The sequence below is a fragment of the Mesorhizobium sp. WSM3873 genome (assembly GCF_001672445.1).
Taxonomy (GTDB): Bacteria; Pseudomonadota; Alphaproteobacteria; order Rhizobiales; family Rhizobiaceae; genus Mesorhizobium.
The window spans coordinates 102,300-118,681 of sequence record NZ_LYTM01000003.1; the positions used below are offsets into that span (position 1 = coordinate 102,300).

At 64.0% G+C, this 16,382-nt stretch carries 19 protein-coding genes and 1 tRNA gene; 15 read left to right on the forward strand and 5 right to left on the reverse strand.

From position 1 onward, the window contains the following. The first annotated feature begins 13 nt into the window (after positions 1 to 13). The 4 genes from A9K71_RS03115 (at position 14) to A9K71_RS03130 (ending at position 4,304) form a co-directional block, all read left to right on the forward strand. Positions 14 to 1,168 (forward strand): YncE family protein, encoded by a 1,155-nt coding sequence (locus A9K71_RS03115; RefSeq protein WP_066990138.1) that lies wholly within the window; start codon positions 14 to 16, stop codon positions 1,166 to 1,168. 173 nt (positions 1,169 to 1,341) lie between these two features. Beyond that, on the forward strand, positions 1,342 to 1,662 hold the full coding sequence (locus tag A9K71_RS03120; protein ID WP_066990141.1) for a metalloregulator ArsR/SmtB family transcription factor: 321 nt from the start codon (positions 1,342 to 1,344) through the stop codon (positions 1,660 to 1,662). A gap of 51 nt (positions 1,663 to 1,713) precedes the next feature. Then, positions 1,714 to 3,102, forward strand: coding sequence for an NAD(P)-binding protein (locus A9K71_RS03125; RefSeq protein WP_066990487.1), 1,389 nt, complete (start codon positions 1,714 to 1,716; stop codon positions 3,100 to 3,102). A 14-nt stretch (positions 3,103 to 3,116) separates the two neighbouring features. After that, complete coding sequence (locus tag A9K71_RS03130) at positions 3,117 to 4,304, forward strand: MFS transporter (RefSeq protein ID WP_066990144.1); 1,188 nt, start codon at positions 3,117 to 3,119, stop codon at positions 4,302 to 4,304. 114 nt (positions 4,305 to 4,418) lie between these two features. Here the strand turns inward: A9K71_RS03130 and A9K71_RS03135 are convergent. Then, positions 4,419 to 4,503, reverse strand: a tRNA-Leu gene (locus A9K71_RS03135). A 265-nt stretch (positions 4,504 to 4,768) separates the two neighbouring features. Here A9K71_RS03135 and A9K71_RS03140 point away from each other — a divergent pair. Together A9K71_RS03140 and A9K71_RS03145 are read left to right on the forward strand one after the other, a co-directional pair. Further along, complete coding sequence (locus A9K71_RS03140) at positions 4,769 to 5,359, forward strand: YqaA family protein (protein ID WP_066990147.1); 591 nt, start codon at positions 4,769 to 4,771, stop codon at positions 5,357 to 5,359. A 127-nt stretch (positions 5,360 to 5,486) separates the two neighbouring features. Continuing rightward, complete coding sequence (locus A9K71_RS03145; RefSeq protein ID WP_066990150.1) at positions 5,487 to 6,005, forward strand: disulfide bond formation protein B; 519 nt, start codon at positions 5,487 to 5,489, stop codon at positions 6,003 to 6,005. A 199-nt stretch (positions 6,006 to 6,204) separates the two neighbouring features. On the opposite strand, the gene A9K71_RS03150 is transcribed toward A9K71_RS03145, so the two are convergent. Together A9K71_RS03150 and A9K71_RS03155 are read right to left on the reverse strand one after the other, a co-directional pair. After that, a complete protein-coding gene (locus A9K71_RS03150; RefSeq protein WP_066990153.1) occupies positions 6,205 to 6,762 on the reverse strand; it encodes an HNH endonuclease in 558 nt (185 codons plus the stop codon). A 110-nt stretch (positions 6,763 to 6,872) separates the two neighbouring features. Continuing rightward, positions 6,873 to 7,532, reverse strand: a complete 660-nt coding sequence (locus A9K71_RS03155) for a DNA-3-methyladenine glycosylase (RefSeq protein WP_066990156.1) — start codon at positions 7,530 to 7,532, stop codon at positions 6,873 to 6,875. 92 nt (positions 7,533 to 7,624) lie between these two features. On the opposite strand from A9K71_RS03155, the gene gluQRS reads away from it, so the two are divergent. Then, complete coding sequence (gene gluQRS, locus A9K71_RS03160; protein ID WP_066990489.1) at positions 7,625 to 8,500, forward strand: tRNA glutamyl-Q(34) synthetase GluQRS; 876 nt, start codon at positions 7,625 to 7,627, stop codon at positions 8,498 to 8,500. Here the strand turns inward: gluQRS and A9K71_RS03165 are convergent, their stop codons facing one another. Continuing rightward, the gene (locus tag A9K71_RS03165) at positions 8,501 to 8,788 is read right to left on the reverse strand and encodes a hypothetical protein (protein ID WP_066990158.1); all 288 of its coding nucleotides are present in this window, start codon (positions 8,786 to 8,788) and stop codon (positions 8,501 to 8,503) included. A gap of 160 nt (positions 8,789 to 8,948) precedes the next feature. On the opposite strand from A9K71_RS03165, the gene A9K71_RS03170 reads away from it, so the two are divergent. Continuing rightward, complete coding sequence (locus tag A9K71_RS03170; RefSeq protein WP_066990161.1) at positions 8,949 to 9,851, forward strand: DMT family transporter; 903 nt, start codon at positions 8,949 to 8,951, stop codon at positions 9,849 to 9,851. On the opposite strand, the gene A9K71_RS03175 is transcribed toward A9K71_RS03170, so the two are convergent. Then, complete coding sequence (locus A9K71_RS03175) at positions 9,821 to 10,672, reverse strand: YihY/virulence factor BrkB family protein (RefSeq protein WP_066990164.1); 852 nt, start codon at positions 10,670 to 10,672, stop codon at positions 9,821 to 9,823. The genes A9K71_RS03170 and A9K71_RS03175 overlap by 31 nt on opposite strands. A 58-nt stretch (positions 10,673 to 10,730) precedes the next feature. On the opposite strand from A9K71_RS03175, the gene A9K71_RS03180 reads away from it, so the two are divergent. The 7 genes from A9K71_RS03180 (at position 10,731) to A9K71_RS03210 (ending at position 16,350) form a co-directional block, all read left to right on the forward strand. Further along, the gene (locus A9K71_RS03180; protein WP_082980313.1) at positions 10,731 to 11,597 is read left to right on the forward strand and encodes an SDR family oxidoreductase; all 867 of its coding nucleotides are present in this window, start codon (positions 10,731 to 10,733) and stop codon (positions 11,595 to 11,597) included. A 25-nt stretch (positions 11,598 to 11,622) separates the two neighbouring features. After that, the gene (locus A9K71_RS03185) at positions 11,623 to 11,814 is read left to right on the forward strand and encodes a twin transmembrane helix small protein (RefSeq protein WP_066990167.1); all 192 of its coding nucleotides are present in this window, start codon (positions 11,623 to 11,625) and stop codon (positions 11,812 to 11,814) included. A gap of 17 nt (positions 11,815 to 11,831) precedes the next feature. Beyond that, positions 11,832 to 12,413, forward strand: a complete 582-nt coding sequence (locus A9K71_RS03190) for a cob(I)yrinic acid a,c-diamide adenosyltransferase (protein WP_066990170.1) — start codon at positions 11,832 to 11,834, stop codon at positions 12,411 to 12,413. A gap of 25 nt (positions 12,414 to 12,438) precedes the next feature. Continuing rightward, the gene (locus A9K71_RS03195; RefSeq protein ID WP_066990173.1) at positions 12,439 to 13,248 is read left to right on the forward strand and encodes a rhomboid family intramembrane serine protease; all 810 of its coding nucleotides are present in this window, start codon (positions 12,439 to 12,441) and stop codon (positions 13,246 to 13,248) included. 248 nt (positions 13,249 to 13,496) lie between these two features. Beyond that, positions 13,497 to 14,246, forward strand: a complete 750-nt coding sequence (locus tag A9K71_RS03200) for an electron transfer flavoprotein subunit beta/FixA family protein (RefSeq protein ID WP_066990176.1) — start codon at positions 13,497 to 13,499, stop codon at positions 14,244 to 14,246. Between the two features lie 23 nt (positions 14,247 to 14,269). Then, a complete protein-coding gene (locus A9K71_RS03205) occupies positions 14,270 to 15,199 on the forward strand; it encodes an electron transfer flavoprotein subunit alpha/FixB family protein (RefSeq protein ID WP_066990179.1) in 930 nt (309 codons plus the stop codon). A 272-nt stretch (positions 15,200 to 15,471) separates the two neighbouring features. Then, positions 15,472 to 16,350, forward strand: a complete 879-nt coding sequence (locus A9K71_RS03210) for a 3-hydroxybutyryl-CoA dehydrogenase (protein WP_066990182.1) — start codon at positions 15,472 to 15,474, stop codon at positions 16,348 to 16,350. The last annotated feature ends 32 nt before the right edge of the window (positions 16,351 to 16,382 follow it).

Sequence of the window (16,382 nt, forward strand, 5' to 3'; positions counted from 1 at the left end):
CAAAGCAATCCAGATGTTCGAAACCTTCCTGCGCTTCGCCCGCCTCTGTGCGCCGCTTGTCCTGCTTGCCATGCTCCCGGCGCGAGCCTTCGCCGAGTCCTGCCCCGAGGATTGCTCCGAGCCTGCGCCCGTCGACATCTACAGCCACACCACCGCCGGCCATATGGCTCCAGCCGCGGCAGCTGCGTTGCCGCGCGTCTATGTGCCCAACCGCTCCTCGAACAGCGTTTCCGTCGTCGATCCGACGACGCTGAAGGAGGTCGACAGGTTTCCGGTCGGCAGCAAGCCGCAGCACGTCGTTCCTTCCTGGGACCTGAAGACGCTTTGGGTGGCCAATAACGGCACCGGCAAGAACGGCAGCCTGACGCCGATCGACCCGACGACCGGAAAGCCCGGCAAGCAGGTGCCGGTCGACGACCCCTACAACATGTACTTCATGCCGGACGGCAGCGCCGCCATCATCGTCGACGAGGCCCTGAGGCGGCTCGATCTGCGCGATCCGCGGACCATGGCGCTGCAAGCCGTCATCCCGACGCCGGCCTGCCCCGGCATCAACCATGCCGATTTCGCGGCCGACAATTCCTATGCGATCTTCACCTGCGAATATGGCGACGGCGGACTGGCCAAGATCGACCTGAAGAACCGCAAGGTGCTCGGCCCTCTCGACCTGTCGAAGATGGGCATGCCGCAGGACATAAGGCTCTCGCCCGACGGCAAGGTCTTCTACGTCGCCGATATGATGAATGACGGCGTCTTTCTGATCGAAGGCGACAGCTTCAAGGAGATCGGCTTCATTCCGACGGGCATTGGCGCGCACGGCTTCGTCGTCAGCCGCGACGGCAAGCGGCTCTATGTGTCGAATCGCGGCTCGCACAAAATGGAGCAAGGCCGCGCCGACGGGCCGGGCAGCGTGACGGTGATCGACTTCGCGACGCGCTCGGTCGTCGCCCAATGGCCGATCCCCGGCGGCGGCAGCCCCGACATGGGCAATGTCAGCGCCGACGGCAAGCAGCTCTGGCTCTCCGGCCGCTTCGACAGCGAGGTCTATATGATCGACACGACGTCGGGCGCCGTGACGAAGATCCGCGTCGGCGTCGAGCCGCACGGCCTGACGGTGTGGCCGCAGCCGGGCCGATACTCGCAGGGGCATACGGGGAATATGCGGTAGGGTGTCGGTGACCTGCAAATGCTGACGACCTCAATCCCAATGGAGCCTTGGCACCATCTCCGCTGCCCTTCCGCGACGGCTCCCTGCCGATGCACTTGGAACTCGTCTGACCATATTTCGATCATTGTCGAAATAGAGTTGACCGGCAGCGGCGGAGGGTGCAGTCTATTTCCATGAAACTCGAACAAGCCGCAAAACAGCTCGAAGCCATCGGCAACCCGACACGGCTCAAGCTCTATCGCACACTGGTCAGAGCCGGCGAAGCTGGCCGGCCGGTGGGATACTTGCAGGACACCCTTGGCATCGCGGCCTCGACGCTGTCCCATCACCTGCATCGCCTCATTCTGACCGGCCTCGTGACGCAGGAGCGTCAGGCGACGACCCTCATCTGCCGGGCCAACTATCCTATCATGCGCGACTTGATCGGCTTCCTGGCTGACGAGTGCTGTGCTGACGCAGCTTGCGGCGCGACGGAGAGCGACGCGGCGGCATAGCCTCTTTTTTGCATCGTATTTCGATGATCCCGGAAGGATGGAAAAATGTCGATGAATGACCCTGACGCCCTCCCTGTCGCCGTCATCGGAGCCGGCCCGGTCGGCTTGGCGGCTGCCGTCCAGCTCATCCAAAGGGGGCTCCCGGTGAAGGTCTATGAGGCCGGCGCTGGCATCGCCACAAATCTCAAGGACTGGGGCCATGTCCGGGTGTTCACGCCTTGGCGCTACTGTGTTGATCAGGCGGCCCGAAAGCGTCTTGAGGAGAGCGGCTGGACGATGCCCAAGCCCGAGGCGTTCCCCACCGCTGATGAATTGATTGCCCGCTACCTCGAGCCGCTAGCAAGGCTCCCTGAACTCTCCTCGTCCATCGAAACCAGTGCACGCGTGATTGCTGTTTCGCGCTGGGGCGCAGACAAGGTCTTGAGCAAAGATCGAAAGGCGCGACCGTTCATGCTGGTGGTCGAAACCGGGGAAGGCATCAGGCGCGACAGTGCACGAGCCGTCATTGACGCCTCAGGCACGTGGCAGACGCCAAATCCACTTGGGGCCGGTGGTGTCCCGGCGGAGGGCGAAGCGGAGTTCGCAGACAAGATTGCCTATGGCATTCCCGACATTCTCGGCCGCGACCGCACCCTTTATGCCGGCCGCGCCACGCTTGTTGTCGGTTCGGGTCATTCGGCCGCCAATGCCCTGCTCGATCTCGATAGGCTGGCTGCGGTTGAGCCGGGAACCGCTTTTGTCTGGGCGACACGCGGGACCGATCTGGTTCGCATTTACAGCGGTGGAGACTTGGATCAACTGCCTGCCCGTGGCGAGCTTGGTTCTGACGTTCGCGAACTTGCGGAGAGCGGGCGCACAAAGCTCGTCACTGGGTTCGCAACGCTGGCCATCCGCAGCTCAAACGGCCGCCTGGCAGTCGAAGGTCAGACGAAGGATGGCCTACAAATGCTCGGGCCTTTCGACCGCATCATCGCAGCGACTGGCCAGCGGCCCGATCTGTCCCTTACGCGCGAGCTTAGGCTTGATCTCGACCCCTGGCTTGAGGGCGTAAAGGCGCTGGGGCCTCTGATCGACCCCAACGAGCACTCCTGCGGCGACGTCCCCCCGCACGGCCATCGCGAACTGAGCCACCCCGAGCCCGACTTCTACACTGTCGGCATCAAGAGCTACGGCCGCGCCCCGACCTTCTTGCTGCTGACCGGGTATGAACAGGTGCGGTCGGTCGCGGCAGCCCTCGCTGACGACATGGCGGCTGCGGATGCGGTGCAACTGGTGCTACCCGAAACCGGCGTCTGCACGGTTCCCCAGTCGACCATACGCGCGACCGCTGGCGGATGCTGTGGTGGTCCCGCTTCTTCCGAGGCTGACGCCTGTTGTCTCGCCGATGCTGAAGCGAAGGCCGCTGGCAAGGGTGGCTGCGGGTGCGGGGTGGCAGCCTAATCGCATCACGCCCGATGAAACGCAGTCGCCGAACGATCATCACCGTCCTCGGGCTGACCCAGATCATGGCCTGGGGGTCCACCTATTACCTGCCGGCGGTGATTGCACCAAAGGTCGCCGCCGACACCGGCTGGCCGCTGCCTTGGGTCGTGGGTGGATTGTCGCTTGGCCTGCTCGTCGCCGGGCTGATTTCACCTCGCGTCGGCTCGTCCATTGAGCGCCACGGCGGCCGAAACATTCTAGCGTTCAGCGCCGGCTGCATCGGCGTCGGCCAGATCGGGCTCGCTGCCTCGCCGAACCTTGTCGCCTACATCGCAGCTTGGCTCGTTGTTGGGCTTGGAATGGGGGCGGGCTTGTACGATGCCGCCTTCGCGACCCTCGGCCGGCTCTACGGGCATAGCGCGCGCTCGGCCATCACAACCCTTTCGCTGTTCGGCGGCTTCGCCAGCACGTTCTGTTGGCCGATCTCGGCCTTCCTGATGGGCGAGACGGGCTGGCGCGGCACATGCCTCGTCTATGCTTCGGTCCAGTTGTTCTTCGCCCTGCCTCTGTATCTCGGAATGTTGCCGCGTGGGATACCGCTGCCGAGCGTCACAGATCGGCCGGGAAAGGAGCAGGTTGGCACCCCAGTTCAGCCGGCCTCAGTTCCGATCATGGTCGTCCTGGCTGCCACGCTGACCTTGGCGGCGGTCATTTCGTCGACTGTGTCGGTTCATCTCCTCACCATCTTGCAGGCCAGCGGCATGGCGCTCGCCGCTGCCGTTGGGCTCGGGGCACTGGTCGGCCCCGCTCAGGTGTCGGCGCGTGCCGTCGAGATGATCATCGCCCGCTACCATCATCCCATCTGGACCAAGTTCGCGTCGGTGAGCTTCGTCGCCATCGGCATTGGTGCGCTCTGCGTCGGGGTTCCGGTGGTGCCTGTGGCGCTGGCGTTCTACGGTGCAGGCATCGGCCTCGAAACGATAGCGCGAGGCACGCTGCCGCTCGCTCTGTTCGGTCCGTCGGGATACGCGAGACTGATGGGGCGACTTGCCATGCCCAGCTTGATCGCTCAAGCAGCAGCGCCGTCTGTCGGAGCGCTATTGTTGGAGCATGTGGGCGCTCACGGCACTCTAGCAGCTCTCGCTGGCTTGGCGCTGCTGAACGTCGGACTGGCGTGTAGCCTTGGCTGGCTGATCTTCCGTCGTCGAACCTTAAATTAGAGGTACAGGCGCAGTGATGCTTTGTAACCGGCCGGTAGCCCTGTGAAGCGGTTGGCCAGCCTATGAAGCTCCGTCACTTCGGCAACTGCCTGGTTGAAGATCAAAGAGACCAATTGGTGCCCCTAGCCGGGATCGAACCAGCACTCCTTGCGGAACTCGATTTTGAGTCGAGCGCGTCTACCAATTCCGCCATAGGGGCTCAGGCCGGGCGGCCTGGATGGGCGCGGACTATACGGGCGGACGGGCTTTCGTCAACTGGCCTGTTGCCGATTTGCAGGCGCTGACTGCACCCGGCCATGCCTTTCAGTCTCGTGAACGTCCCGCCATTGTGCGGCGCGGAAAATCTTTCTAGACAGGGGATGCGTTGAGGCGCTTCGGATCCCGAAGGGTGGATGCGGCGCTTTGGGACCTTGTCTTCCTGCCACCCGGTGGCCAAAACCACTGCGCGCTTTTCAGGAGAGCCGATGCTTCGCGGACTTTACGACTGGACCATGTCCCTGGCGGCGAGGAAATCGGCCGAATGGTGGCTGGCCTTCATCGCCTTCGTCGAAAGCTCGGTCTTTCTGGTGCCGGCCGACGTGCTCTATCTGCCGATGGCGCTGTCCAAGCCGGAGCGCGCCTATCGCTACGCGCTGGTTGCTACGGTGGCCTCGGTGCTCGGCGGCGTCGCCGGCTGGTTCATCGGCCACTACGCCTACGAGGCGGTCGCCAAGCCGATTCTGGAATTCTACGGCAAGTATGACGAGTTCGAGCAGCTGCGCACCTCATCCGGCGTCGGCTTCATCGTCCTGATGCTGATCACCTCGGGCGCGGCGCATTTGCCGCCGATCAAGGTCGTGACGATCTTGTCGGGCGTCATTGGCGTCAACCTCCTGCTGTTCATCGGGCTGGCGATCGTTGCGCGCGGCGCGCGTTTTCTGCTGCTTGCCTGGCTGCTGCGCCGCTACGGCGAGTCGATCAGGGAGTTCATCGAGAAACGGCTGGGCATGATCGTCAGCGCCGGCGCCGCTGCCCTTATTTTGCTCTATATCGCGGTCAGATACGCTCACGGATAATGCATGTCGGCCAAAAGTGCGCAGCGGTTTTGGGAGAACGACATGCATCGAAACAAGACTCAAGCGCGGCGCCTGAATTCATTTCTGCGCGACGCGCTTTAGGTGCCAAGCGAACGGATCACGACCGATGACAGCGACCATGACCGCCGACACTGGACGCCAGCGGACGCGTGCCGCGCTGTTCCTGGCCGTCGCCATGGCGGCGACGGTCGGCTCGGCGCTCGCCTTCCAGTATATCGGCGGCTACATTCCCTGCCATCTCTGCCTGGAGCAGCGCACGCCCTATTATATCGGCGCGCCGCTGATGCTGGTCGCGGCCGCTGCCTCGATGCTGCGCGCGCCGGCCTGGTTGACGCGCGGCCTGCTGGCGATCGGTGGCCTGTTGATGCTCTATGGCCTCTATCTCGGCGTCTACCACTCGGGCGTCGAGTGGGCGTGGTGGCCTGGCCCCGCCGACTGCACGGCCAGCGCCGGTCCGGTCGACACCGGCGGCAAGGGCGTGCTCGACGCGCTGGACAAGTTCGTGCCGCCCTCCTGCGACAAGGCCGCGCTTCGCATTCTCGGCCTGTCGCTCGCCGGCTGGAACGCCATCGCTAGCCTCATCCTGGCTGCCGTCGCCTTACGCTGCGCGCTCGCGCGCGACTGAGCTACACAGCCGTAGTGACGGGGAGAAAAGAGGCCGTCATCAATGGCTTCGCCAATGATCGACGTGCAGAATGGGTGACGTCGCGGCGGACAGTTCCTTCTCCCCGCAACTAAACGGAGAGAAGGTGGCGCCAGCCGGATGAGGGCAACGCCGAAGATCGGCAATTTGTCGTTGCATGGCCGGTCGATTGTGCCGAACTCTACGGCTCCAATTCGACATCCCAGTACAGATAGTCCATCCAGCTTTCATGCAGATGGTTGGGCGGGAACAGGCGGCCGTTATTGTGCAGATCGTGCACGGTCGGCTGATAGGGTTTTTGCAGCGGCCACATCTTGGCCTGCGCCGGCATCATGCCGCCTTTCCTGAGATTGCAGGGCGAGCAGGCGGCCACCACGTTCTCCCAGGTCGTCGCCCCGCCGCGATGGCGCGGGATGACATGGTCGAAGGTGAGATCGTCGGTCGTGCCGCAATATTGGCACTGGAAGCGGTCGCGCAGAAAGACGTTGAAGCGGGTGAAGGCGGGATGCCGCGACGGCCTCACATAGGCCTTCAGACTCACCACGCTCGGCAGCTTCATCGAGAAGGTCGGCGAGGAGACGGCGTGTTCGTATTCGGCGACGATATTGACCCGGTCGAGGAAGACAGCCTTGATGGCGTCCTGCCACGACCAGAGCGACAGGGGGTAATAGCTGAGCGGACGGTAATCCGCATTCAGCACCAGCGCGGGAAGCCCATCCGGAGATACGGCAACCGTCACGTAGTTGGCCTCCTTCGTTCCAAACCGAACGCCACGGATACTGTAAGCCCGACATGACAGGGATGTGAAGCGGATTGTCGTTCAGCGAAACGTTCAAAAACGCATGATTTTCATGCTTTTTCGGCCATCTCGACAGGTGGCGCCGCGTCCCTGCCCTTCAATTCCCGATAGTAGGCCCAGAAAAGCCGCGACGCGACCCCTCGCCACGGGCTCCATGATTCGGCCAGTCGAATCAGAGTTTTCTCCGGCGGACGAGGGTCGATGCCCAGGGCATGGCCGACCGCCGTCTGCAGCGCGACGTCGCGCGCGGGAAACACATCGGGGTGGCCGGCGGCGAACAGCAGGTAGCACTCCGCCGTCCACGGTCCGATGCCCGGCACCGCCGTCATCGCCGCGATCGCCTCGTCGGCATCGAGCGAGCAGAGATGGTGGAGGTCAAGCCCGCCGGCCACGGCTTGCGCGATGGCGATCAGCCCGCGCTGCTTCGGCCGCGACAGGCCGGCCTCGCGGAAAATATCCTCGCCGGCGCAAAGGATGCCTTCCGGCGTCAGCGGATCGACCAGCCTGATCAGCCGGCCGAAAATGGCATCGGCGCTGGCGCGGGATACCTGCTGCGAGACGATGATCGACGCGAGGCTGCCGAATCCGGGCTCGGAGAGCCTCAGCGGCACCTCGCCGGCCATGCCGCGTACCTTCTCCAGCCGTGGATCGAGCTGGCAGAGCGCGTCGAGTCCTGCCGCAATGTCGTCGAGCGAGGCGATGCGTTGCACGTTTGCTTGTTCCCAGGGCGCTCATGAAGTGGCAATTGATGGCTAACTATCAACCGGCGGAAGCGCCTTTCAACCCGAATGCCGTCCGAGACATGACGCTCCTGACATTCCGCTTCGCGCCGAGCCCCAATGGCGAGTTGCATCTCGGCCATGCCTATTCGGCCCTGCTGAACCGGCAAATGGCGGCGCGGGCGGGAGGACGGCTGTTGCTGCGCATCGAGGACATCGATGTCATCCGCTGCACGCCGGAATTCGAGGCCGGCATATTCCGCGACCTGGAATGGCTGGGGTTCGAATGGGAAGAGCCCGTGCGGCGCCAGTCCGAACACTTTTCCGAATACAGGGCCGTGCTCGACCGGCTGATCGCCGAGGAACTCGTCTATCCCGCCTTCATGAGCCGCGGCGAGATCCGCGCCTTCATTGCCGAGACCGAGAAACGCGGCCGCGATTGGCCGCGCGACCCCGACGGCGTGCCGCTTTATCCGCCGCTCGACAAGGCACTTCCGTCTAAGGAGCGCAGGCGGCGCATTGCCGAGAACACGCCTTTTGCCTGGCGGCTCGACATCGAGGCAGCCATGGCGCGCATGCCGGGCGCCTTGTCATGGGTCGAGTTCACCGACGAGGCCATGGCCGCGACGCAAACGGTCGACGCATCGCCGCAGGCCTGGGGCGACGTCGTCGTGGCGCGCCGCGATATCCCGACCAGCTACCATCTCGCAGTCGTCGTCGACGACGCGCTGCAGGGCGTCAGCCATGTCGTGCGTGGTCAGGACCTTTACGCGGCGACCAGCGTGCAGCGCTTGTTGCAGGACCTGCTCGGCCTCCCCGCGCCGCGCTACTTCCACCATCGGCTGATCCTCGGCTCGGACGGGCGGAAGCTGTCCAAGAGTTTCAAGGACACCGGTCTTGCCGCACTCAGGCAGGCAGGCGTCTCGCCGCAGGATGTCATGCGGCTCGTTGGGCTTTAACTACAAGCGAGCCAGTCCGGCCTTGATCAGCGCCATCACGCTGATGAAGACGAAGGCGCCGCTCAATCCCCATGCCACAGCTAGCTTGATATCCCGGAAGGTGATGCCGTGCTCATTGGCGATCATCACCGCGACGAAGAAGCCCAGCGTGAAGAGCAGCGTGTTGCCGGTCGAGCCGAAGCCGTCGTCCTTCATAATGGCATCGAGCGCGGTACCGAAGAAGAATCCGAAAACCGCGACGGTGGCGACCGCGAACAGCAGCCATGTCGTCCCGAGATGCAAAAGCATGCCTGCTCATGGCGTGCCTTAACGCCATGCCCCTCTTGGCACCGTTTGTTGAATTCGGATGAGCTTATGGATCAACCGTTTCGTTTTGCTTGCCGAATTGATCGGCATTAGAGCAATTGCCGACATTAACTTTTCACGCGCAGCCAGAGCCCTCCTTCCAATGCACAGCATCAAGCGGTTCATCCCCGCCTCTTTCGTCGTTCTGTGGGCGACCGGCTTCATCGGCGCGCGCTATGCCATGCCATGGGCGGAGCCTTTCACCTTCCTCGCCATCCGCTTCGTGCTGGCGGCGATCCTGTTTGCGGGACTGACTGTCCTTATCGGCTCGCGACGGGCCACCCGCGAGGAGGCGCTTCATGCGACGGTGGCCGGCGTCCTAATGCACGGCGTCTATCTGGGCGGCGTCTTCTGGGCGATCCACAGAGGCATGCCGGCCGGGCTTTCGGCGCTGATCGTCGGCCTGCAGCCGCTGATCACGGCGGTGCTCGCCGGCAAATTTCTCGGCGAGGCGATCCTGCCGCGCCATTGGGCGGGCCTTGCCGTCGGGCTTCTGGGCGTCGTCATCGTGCTGTGGCCGAAGCTCGGCATGATTGGCGGCGGCGTTACCGCGGCAACGCTGACGGCCTCGCTGGTCTCGGTGCTCGGCATGGCCGCTGGTACGATCTGGCAAAAGCGCTTCGCCTCCGGCGGCGACCTCGTCTCGGCGACCATGTGGCAGTATGTCGGCGGCTCGGTCGTCACGCTCCTGGGGTCGCTCGCCTTCGAGACGCGCACCATCACCGTCAACGGCGAGCTCATCTTTGCCATGGCATGGCTGGTCCTGGTGCTGTCTCTCGGCGCCATCTTCCTGTTGATGGTGATGATCAGGGACGGCGAGATCTCGAAGGTCGCATCGCTGTTCTATCTTGTGCCCGCCGTCACCGCCGTCATCGCGTGGGCTCTGTTCGGCGAAGAGCTCACTCTGCTGCAGATCGCCGGCATGGCGATCGCCACTTTGGGCGTCGGGCTCGCGACCGCCCGTCAGGACAGAGCTCAACCCACGCGGGCGCGCGCCTCGAGATAGCGGCTGATCGCGGCATTGAGCTCGCCGCCAAGGATGAAAATGGCCGAGATGATGTAGAGGAACACCACCGCGATCATGATCGAGGCCAACCCCGCATAGGTCGTCACATAGGACGAGAAATGGTCGAGATAGGTGGCGAAGATGGTCGAGCCGGCCAGCCACGCGACCAGCGTGAAGACGATGCCCGGAACGATGGAAACGAAGCGGCGCTTGCCGGCCGGCAGCCAGATATGCACCGCGAACAGGCCGATGACGATGACCGTCGAGGCGATCACGTAACGCCATATGGTGATCGTGCCCATATAGGGCTTGATCCATTCCAGATGCGCCTCGGCCAGCCGCGCGAGCAGGGGCGCGAGCACCAGAAGCACGCTGACGGCGAGAAAGCAGGCCGTCGCGATCAGCACGAAGACGATGCTCTGCACCCGGCGGTGGATGATGCCGCGCGTCTCGGTAACGCGATAGGCGCGGTTGAGCGAGGTCCTTAGCGCCTCGATGCCGTTCGAGGCGAAGTAGGCGGCTAAGAGCACGCCGTAGGTCAGGAGGTCGCTGCGCCGCACGGTGAGCACATTCTGCACCTCGCGCGCGATCGGCTTGGCAATCTGCTCCGGCCAGGTGTCGAAGACCAGATGCACGGCCGTGTCGGCGAAGGCGCGCGCGCCGAGAAAGCTGGCCAGCGTCGTTGCGAAGATCAGGAACGGAAACAGCGCCATCAGCGAGGTGATCGCCAGATGGCTGGCCATTGCCCAGCCATCGTCGGTGGTGAAATGGCCGATCGCATCGTAGAGCACGCGCTTGACCGCGACGATATTCCTGAGCAAGGACCCGCGCTCCGCTCGATTGTGTCGACGCCGCGAATATGGGAAGGGATTGCGGCAAATGGCAACCCCAGGTCCCACAACGTTGCCCACCGCTGAACAGTTGCGCAGCATCATCGTCACCGGCACCTCCTCCGGCATAGGCGCCTATTGCGCGCGGGCATTGAAGGCGGAAGGCTGGCGCGTGTTCGCCACGGCTCGCGCACCGGCCGACATCGCCGCGCTCGAGGCGGAGGGCATCGAAGCCTTCTATCTCGACTATCGCGAGCCCGAGTCCATCGCCGCCTTGGCCGAGGCCGTGCTGGAGCGCACGGGCGGCACGCTCGACGCGCTGTTCAACAATGGCGCCTACGCGCAACCCGGTGCCGTCGAGGACCTGCCGGTCGAAGCGCTGCGCGAGCAGTTCGAAGCCAATTTCTTCGGCTGGCACGACCTGACCCGCCGCGTCGTGCCGGTCATGCGCCGCCAGGGGCACGGTCGCCTCGTCCACTGCTCCTCGATCCTGGGGCTCGCCCCGGTCCGTTTTCGCGGCGCCTATTCGGCGTCGAAACATGCCGTCGAAGGCCTGATGCTTTGCCTGCGCCAGGAGCTCGAAGGCAGCGGCATTCATGTCTCGTTGATCGAGCCGGGGCCGGTGATCTCGAAGATCGCCAGCAACGGCCTGGTATGGTTCTTGAAGAACATCGACGTCGAGAACTCCGTTCACCGCGCCGACTACCAGGCGCAGCTCGCGCGGCTCAAGGCCGGCGGCAGCGTCTCGCGTCTGAAGCCCGGACCTGAGGTGGTCCATGCTGCCTTGCGCCACGCGCTTCTGTCACAGCGCCCCCACCCGCATTATGTGGTAACGGTGCCGGCCAGAATCGGCGTGGCGCTTAAGCGCATCCTGCCGGCCTCGATGCTCTACCGCGTGCTCGCCAGGCGGGCCTGACCGAAACCCAACTGGAGCCAGCCCCATGGCAACCGTCTTCAACATCCTCGCCATAGTCGTCATGGCTGCCGTCGTGGTCGTGCTGATCCGCGGCCTCGTCAACATGATGCGCGGCGGCTCCGGCTTCACCTCCAACAAGCTGATGCAGGCCCGCGTGCTGCTGCAGTTCATAGCTCTGGTGCTCATCATGCTGACCGTCTACTTCACCCGTAAGTAACGGGCCGGGAGGAGAACGTGGTCAAGCTCAACAAGATCTATACCCGTACCGGCGACGACGGGACCACCGGTCTGGGCAGCGGCGAGCGGCGCCTGAAGTCAGATCTGCGCGTCGAAGCCTACGGCACCGTGGACGAAGCAAATGCCTGCGTCGGCATGGCGCGCGTCCACACCGCAACCGATCATCCGGCGATCGACGCCATGCTCTCCCGCATCCAGAACGATCTTTTCGACCTCGGCGCCGACCTTGCGGTGCCGGACAACGGCAAACCGCTCGGCTACGAGCCGCTGCGCATCGTCGCCGCGCAGACCGGGCGCGTCGAAAAGGACATCGATGCTCTCAACAAGGACCTGCAGCCGCTGAAATCCTTCGTGCTGAACGGCGGCACGCCTGCCGCGGCAGCCCTGCATCTTGCGCGCACCGTAACACGGCGCGCCGAGCGCCTCATGGTGGCGCTGGCGCAGGACCCGGCCGAGCACGTCAACCGCGAAGCGCTGAAATACGTCAACCGCGTCTCCGACTTCCTGTTCGTCGCCGCCCGGGCGGTCAATGACAACGGAATTGCCGACGTGCTATGGGTTCCCGGCAAGAACCGCTGACAACCGGGTATGGCGGGAGGGTCCGATGTTCATCCCGCTCTACGACACCAACAGGCTCCGCCACATCCGCCTGCAATATGTGACGATCGGCCTGATCGCCGCGAATGCCTTGGTCTATCTCGCTACCACGCTTGGCGGCGAGAGCTTCACCAATGCCGCCGTGCTTGGCCTCGGCTTCATCCCTTCTGTCGTCCATGACAAGGTGGAGCTGTCGCCCGAATTCGTCGTCATTCCCGAAAGCCTCAGCTATCTCACCTATTCCTTCCTGCATGCCGACATCTTCCATCTCGGCGGCAACATGCTGTTCCTGTGGGTGTTCGGCGACAATGTCGAGGACGCGCTCGGCCACATACGCTACCTGATCTTCTACCTCGCCTGCGCGGCGGCGGGCGCTTTCTTTCAAGGCTTGGTCGGCTGGGATTCCCAGGTGCCGCTAATCGGCGCCTCCGGCGCCATCGCCGGCGTGGTGGCGGCCTATCTGATCCTCTATCCGAGGGTTAAGGTGTGGGTATTGGTCTTTGCGCGCATTCCTCTGCGCATCCCGGCCTTCATCCCGCTCGTCCTTTGGATCCTGTTCCAGATCGTGATGTTTGCCGCCGGCGGAGAGGATCAGATTTCCTGGGCCTGCCACATCGGCGGCATCATTGCCGGCGCCGTTCTCGTCCTGGTGCTGCGCAGCCGCGGCGTGCCGCTGCTTGCCGGCGCAGACGGCGAGCCGGACCCGACGCCGAAGGTCCAGAACGTCCCTCTCCCGATCGAGCCCGGACCAGCGCCCGAGGCGCCGGCACAGACGGCGCCTCGATGGGGCCGCGGCGCGGCGTCACCGCCAGACTGAACCGATTTGAGTGCGACGTGCATATTGACGCGCCGGATTGCCGCCACTACGGAACGCCACCACAGAGCATGATCCCGAAAAGTGGGGACCGCTTTTCGGAACGATCATGCTCAACCGAAACATCGGGGTGGAACAGCTTCTTGGCCGTTGGAGACCAGAATTCCGCCCGGAATGTCGGCTTTCGACAACTCTGACAAGGCGCACACTGCTATAGCGCGCCCGACTATCTCAGGAGAGGTGACAGGAAAATGAAGATCCTTGTGCCCGTGAAGCGGGTTGTGGACGCGAACGTCAAGGTCCGGGTCAAGGCCGACGGACTGGGCGTCGAGCTTGCCAACGTCAAGATGGCGATGAACCCGTTCGACGAGATCGCGGTCGAGGAAGCGATCCGGATCAAGGAAGCCGGCAAGGCCGAGGAGATCATCGTCGTCTCGATCGGCCCGCAGCAGGCGCAGGAGACGCTGCGCACCGCGCTCGCCATGGGCGCCGATCGCGCCATCCTGGTCAAGACCGACGAGCAGACCGAGCCGCTGGGTGTGGCCAAGGTGTTGAAGGGCGTGGTCGAGGCCGAGAAGCCCGGCCTCGTCATCCTCGGCAAGCAGGCGATCGACGACGACAGCAACCAGACCGGCCAGATGCTGGCGGCGCTGCTCGGCTGGGCGCAAGGCACCTTCGCCTCCAGGATCGAGCTCGCCGGTGATCATGCCAAGGTGACGCGTGAGGTCGACGGCGGCCTGCAGACGGTTGAGCTGAAAATGCCGGCGATCGTGACCGCCGACCTTCGCTTGAACCAGCCGCGCTATGCATCGCTCCCCAACATCATGAAGGCCAAGAAGAAGCCGCTCGACGAGAAGAGCCCGGCCGACTACGGCGCCGACGTCAAGCCGCGCCTGAAGGTGATCAAGACCGAGGAGCCCGGCGGCCGCAAGGCGGGCGTCAAGGTCAAGAGCGTCGCCGAGCTGGTCGAGAAGCTCAAGAACGAAGCCGGCGTGCTCTAAGCGGTCAGGAAAGGAACAGGAAAATGGCAATTCTCCTCATCGCCGAACACGACAACGCAAGCCTTTCCGACCAGACCGCCAAGGCGCTCGCGGCGGCCCTGCAGATCGGCTCGGATGTCGATGTGCTGGTCGCCGGTAAAGGCGCCAAGGCGGCAAGCGACGCGGCCGCCAAGCTGAAGGGTGTTCGCAAAGTCCTGCTGGCCGAGGCCGACGAGCTCTCCGAGCGCCTGGCGGAGCCGCTGGCTGCGCTCGTCGTCTCGCTCGCCGGCTCCTATGACGCGATCGTCGCCCCCGCCACCTCAGCGGGCAAGAACGTCGCGCCGCGCGTGGCGGCCCTGCTCGACGTCGCGCAGGTCTCGGAGATCATCGAGGTGGTCTCGCCCGACACCTTCAAGCGGCCGATCTATGCCGGCAACGCCATCCAGACCGTGCAGTCGACCGACGCCAAGAAGGTGATCACGGTGCGCACCGCCTCCTTCCAAGGAGCGCCCGAGGGCGGCTCGGCTTCGGTCGAGACGGTGAACGCCGCCGCCAATCCCGGCCTCTCCTCCTTCGTCGAGAACAAGCTCTCCGAGAACGACCGTCCCGAGCTGACTTCGGCCAAGATCATCATCTCGGGTGGCCGTGCACTCGGCTCCTCGGAGAAGTTCCAGGAGGTCATCCTGCCGGTCGCCGACAAGCTCGGCGCTGCCGTCGGCGCATCCCGCGCCGCCGTCGACGCTGGCTATGCGCCCAACGACTGGCAGGTCGGCCAGACCGGCAAGGTGGTCGCCCCCGATCTCTACATTGCGGTCGGCATCTCCGGCGCCATCCAGCATCTTGCCGGCATGAAGGATTCCAAGGTCATCGTCGCCATCAACAAGGACGAGGAAGCGCCGATCTTCCAGGTTGCCGACTACGGTCTCGTCGGCGATCTCTTCGTCATCCTGCCGGAACTGCAAAAGGCGCTTTGACGCTTTCTGCTCTGGCATATTAAAATCGGAAGGGTGGGGTAGACGAAGTCGCCCCGCCCTTTTAGTTTGCACTGCACAAAAAGCAGGCCGGTAAAGACTTGCGCAATTCCAGGAAAAGTCCGTAGCGGTTTTCCCTCCGGAATTGCGATAAACAAAAAGGGCAATTCCAGGAAAGTGCCGAGCCACTTTGCGTCCGGAATTGCGGGAAACAAAGAGAAGGGAGCGCTTCCGTGCCTCGCAGAAGCGGAAATGCTCCAGACGGGATTGGGGTAATGAGCAAGATCGAGACGATCGGCATTGTCGGCGCAGGTCAAATGGGGGGCGGTATCGCCCACGTCTCGGCGCTGGCCGGCTACAAGGTCCTGATCCACGACATCTCGCCCGACCGGGTCGAGAAGGGCATCGCCACGATCAGCGGCAACATGGCCCGTCAGGTCGGTTCGGGAAAGCTCGAGGAGAAGGCGCGCAACGAGGCGATGGCCCGCATCTCATCGGCGTCCGCCATGGCCGATCTTGCCGCCGCCGACCTCGTCATCGAGGCGGCGACCGAGGATGAGACGGTCAAGCGCAAGATCTACGCCCAACTCTGCCCGCAGCTCAATCCGGAGGCGATTCTCGCGACCAACACCTCCTCGATCTCGATCACCCGGCTCGCCGCGCAGACCGACCGGCCTGAGCGCTTCATCGGCATACATTTCATGAACCCGGTGCCGGTGATGAAGCTGGTCGAGCTGGTGCGCGGCATCGCCACCGAGGACCAGACGTTCGAGGCCGCCAAGACCTTCGTGAACAGGCTCGACAAGACGATCACCGTTTCGGAGGATTTCCCGGCCTTCATCGTCAACCGCATCCTGTTGCCCATGATCAACGAGGCGATCTACACGCTCTATGAGGGCGTCGGCACGGTGGACGCCATCGACACCGCCATGCGGCTCGGCGCCAACCATCCGATGGGGCCGCTACAACTGGCCGACTTCATCGGTCTCGACACCTGCCTGTCGATCATGCAGGTGCTGCATGAGGGCCTGTCGGACTCCAAGTATCGCCCCTGCCCGCTGCTGGTGAAATATGTCGAGGCCGGCTGGCTCGGCCGCAAGACCGGCCGCGGCTTCTACGACTATCGCGGCGACCATCCGGTGCCGACGCGCTGAGCCGCCCGCGACTGAACGCTCACCACGCGGCG